2 protein-coding genes and 1 tRNA gene are annotated in these 3,314 nt (G+C 54.2%); 2 read left to right on the top strand and 1 reads right to left on the bottom strand.

Features of this window, described 5'->3' with window-relative positions; translation table 11 throughout:
* Positions 1 to 332 precede the first annotated feature (332 nt).
* Positions 333 to 821, top strand: a complete 489-nt coding sequence (gene tadA / locus BOW53_RS12485) for a tRNA adenosine(34) deaminase TadA (RefSeq protein ID WP_078488300.1) — start codon at positions 333 to 335, stop codon at positions 819 to 821.
* Here the strand turns inward: tadA and mltF are convergent.
* Positions 818 to 2,215: a membrane-bound lytic murein transglycosylase MltF gene (gene mltF / locus BOW53_RS12480; protein WP_078488299.1), complete on the bottom strand. Its 1,398-nt coding sequence runs from the start codon at positions 2,213 to 2,215 to the stop codon at positions 818 to 820. The two genes, tadA and mltF, sit on opposite strands and share 4 nt — an antisense overlap.
* Before the next feature lie 117 nt (positions 2,216 to 2,332).
* On the opposite strand from mltF, the gene BOW53_RS12475 reads away from it, so the two are divergent.
* A tRNA-Ser gene (locus BOW53_RS12475) sits at positions 2,333 to 2,422 on the top strand.
* Positions 2,423 to 3,314 lie beyond the last annotated feature (892 nt).

The raw sequence follows: 3,314 nt of genomic DNA, 5'->3' as shown, positions 1-3,314 counted from the left end.
CTGAACAATCGCCCTCGAAAATGCCTTGGCATTAAAACATCTAATCAGGTATTTTTCGGGATCAACCCACCTGTTGCACTAGCGAGTTGAATCCGCGAAAGATAAAAATGGCTTATTTACAATAGAGTGGGAATAAGCGAGCCTGTTTACCTCTCCCAATGGGAAGAAGTTTTGTATTACTGATAAACCTTGTGGGAGCGGAGACTCGCCGCGATCTACCCTGGATCAACATGGTGTGGCGGATCAACAGCCGCATCGGGCCGAGGCGGCCCTCCCACAAAGCATGTCATACATGTAGAGTGTTACTGGAGAGCTGGGCCAACTAACCCCCCATGAATACCGACGACCAGGATAGCCGCTTCATGCAGCGCGCCCTCGAGCTGGCCGACATGGCCGAAGCGGAGGGCGAGGTGCCCATCGGGGCGGTTGTGGTTATGGATGGTGAAATCATCGGAGAAGGATGGAACCGTCCCATCGCAAGCAATGACCCGACGGCCCATGCAGAGGTGATGGCCCTGCGAGATGCGGGTCAGCGGATAGGCAACTACCGGCTCCCTGGATCAACGCTTTATGTCACCCTCGAGCCCTGCCCAATGTGTGCAGGTGCCATCGTTCACTCCAGGGTGAAGCGGGTGGTCTTTGGCGCATTTGATCCCAAGGGTGGGGCCGCGGGGAGTGTCTTTGATCTGCTGCCCTCTGATAACCGCTTCAATCACAGAACAGAGGCCGAGGGTGGGTTGATGGAAGAGGCGTGCGGCCAGAAGCTGCGTTTCTTTTTTCAGTCCAGGCGTAAGAGGCCAACGGACAGCGAAGGCTCCTAAAGCATTGCAGGCGTGGTGATGCGCAGAGGGCTCTTGGGCTTCTCAGGCTTGGGTGCCTGGTTTTCGTTGTGCCATACCAGCAGTTCGTAGTAGTTGCGGATGTTGTCTACGTAGTTCACCGGTTCGCGACCACGAGCATATCCGTGCTTTAGGGTTTTGAAATGCTTCTCCTGGGAGAGGAGGGGGAGGTACTGCTTTACGTCTGCCCATTTGTCCGGATCGGCACCATCACGCTGTGCAAGAATCCGGGCATCCTCGAGATGTCCGAATCCTACGTTGTATCCCGCCAGGGCGAACCACAGACGGTCCGGATTCTGGATGCGTTTGGGTATCTTCTTTTCCACCAGGCGTACGTAGCGGGCACCACCCATGATGCTCTGCTCAGGGTCTTCACGGTCTTCTATATCCAGTTGTTTTGCGGTGGCCTTGGTAAGCATCATGATGCCCCTCACGCCGGTGGGGGAGACCGCCTTGGGGTTCCAGTGAGACTCCTGGTAGCCGATGGCTGCAAGCAGTTGCCAGTCCAGCCCGGTCTTTTCAGCAGCTTTTTTAAATAGCGGTACATACTCTGGCAGTCGCTTGGCGATGTGCCGGGTAAACGTGGTCTTGTCCACGAATCCCAGGCGTTTGACGTGGCCATAATAGCGCTCGATCAATTGATCCAGTGTGCCATCTGCTTTCTGTTTCTCAAGAAACTGCTTGGCAGCATCGAAGAGGCTGCTGTCCTCGGCGTGTTGGAATGCCCAGGCCAGGGGCTGGGGCTTTGTCAGGTCAAAGGCGACTTTCAATTCAGGATAGAGTTGAAGATTGAGAGCCGCCTCGTTGGAGTCCGCAATGGTGTAATCGATTACCTGCTCTTTGACAAGGTAGATCAGTTCTTCACTTTCCAGCTCTTTTTGCGGCGCCCATTTCAGCTCGGGATGCTTTTCTTTCAGGCGCTCGAGTTCCTCTTCGTGGCTGCTACCGGCAACGATCTCGAGGGTTCCGCCTATGGTGTCGGTGATTTTCTTCGGGCGCTTTTTCCCTGAGCGATAGATAACCTGCTGGGTGATCTGCTGGTAGGGAACCGAGAAGCGCACCATTGTTTCGCGCTTTGGGGTTACGGTCAGCCCGGCAGCAGCAAGGTGTGCCTCTCCCCGGGCGATCATCGGCAAGATATCGGAGAAACTGTCAGGAATGACGTACTTGACCTCTACCCCAAGCTCCTTTGTGAATGACTCAACCAGCTCGTACTCGAACCCCTTGAAACCCTGGGGACCTTCATAATAAGTAGTCGGACTGTTGCGGGTGATGACAATCAGCGTGCCTTCATCCTTGATCTCTTCAAGCAAGGGTTCAGGAATGCTGCAGCCAGCAAGCAGGAAAATGATTGTGAGATAGAGGAACCAACGCATGTTGTTTTGGAATGAAACCTGTCGATGCCAAAACGGGCTAGTCCCTCCGCCCGGTTGATGTAAAATTGAGATCTATTGTAGATCAGCGGAATGTTTTTCGCACAGTCAAAACGCATCGGAGAGGTGCCGGAGCTGGCCGAACGGGCCTGACTCGAAATCAGGTGAACCCTCTGGGTTCCGTGGGTTCGAATCCCTCCCTCTCCGCCAATTTACAAAAAAACCGGTTCTCTGAAACCGGTTTTTTTACGTCTGAACCCCACTACTTCGGGGCCTTCTGACCGGTTTAAACGTACCGGGCCATTTCCATTCCATCCCGACATTTCCCCTCTCTGACTCTCTCTTGGGCCGATATTCTCTGTGACTGGCCTTCGGAAGCGTACCCATCAAGTGCTGTTGTGACGCTTGCAGGAACCTGGGATATCAATAAGTTAGAACGGCTACCCCGGTTATGTTCGAATTCGCAAAGCGACCCCGGAAAGCCGGGGCTAACATCCAGGGCGCTTACTAGCGGGTACTGATGTCAGTTTTTGGAGTTAGATGGTTGTACGGTATTCGGTGGTAAATATGCGAAAGGCCCGGCTACAGGTCGTCGCGCTCAGTCGGGCGGCCCGCAGTGGCGGGACGCACATGATCAAGCAAGTTTACGAAGTGGCCCCACTCATCTGCTCGCACTGTGCCGGTGAGATGCGTTTTCTGGCAGTCATTGATGAAGCCCTGGTGATTGAGCGGACCCTGCAGCATGGGACACGTGGGATCTGTTCCCGCTTTAGGGGGCGCCGCCCTATGAGGAAGACTGGACGGACCATATCCAGATCCCGCTAAGTTACCACCCGTCCTGCACATCGCCTGAGAGGCCTGCCATAGGGCTGGGGTCTTCTTGCGCTGGTGAGGAGGCTGGAGCGTGAAAACGGGCGCAGAATGCAAATCGGTATTTCGGCTGCGACTTTCTTCGCAACAAGAGGGGCCGAGCACAAGAACAGTAAAACGATTAGATCACATTGCTGTTGATTTGCAGTTAAAACTGACCCAGGTTTTGCATCTAATATTGACCCGCCTAGATAGCCGGATTATGGCCTGAGATTACTTTCTTTTTCCAGTT

The sequence above is a fragment of the Solemya velesiana gill symbiont genome, assembly GCF_002020805.1.
Taxonomy (GTDB): Bacteria; Pseudomonadota; Gammaproteobacteria; order Chromatiales; family Chromatiaceae; genus Sedimenticola_A.
This window is presented reverse-complemented; position numbering and strand designations above follow the sequence as displayed.

Coding starts and splice junctions, on each gene's coding strand:
- tadA (WP_078488300.1), top strand. CDS start 333: ATGAATACCGACGACCAGGATAGCCGCTTCATGCAGCGCGCCCTCGAG.
- mltF (WP_078488299.1), bottom strand. CDS start 2,215: ATGCGTTGGTTCCTCTATCTCACAATCATTTTCCTGCTTGCTGGCTGC.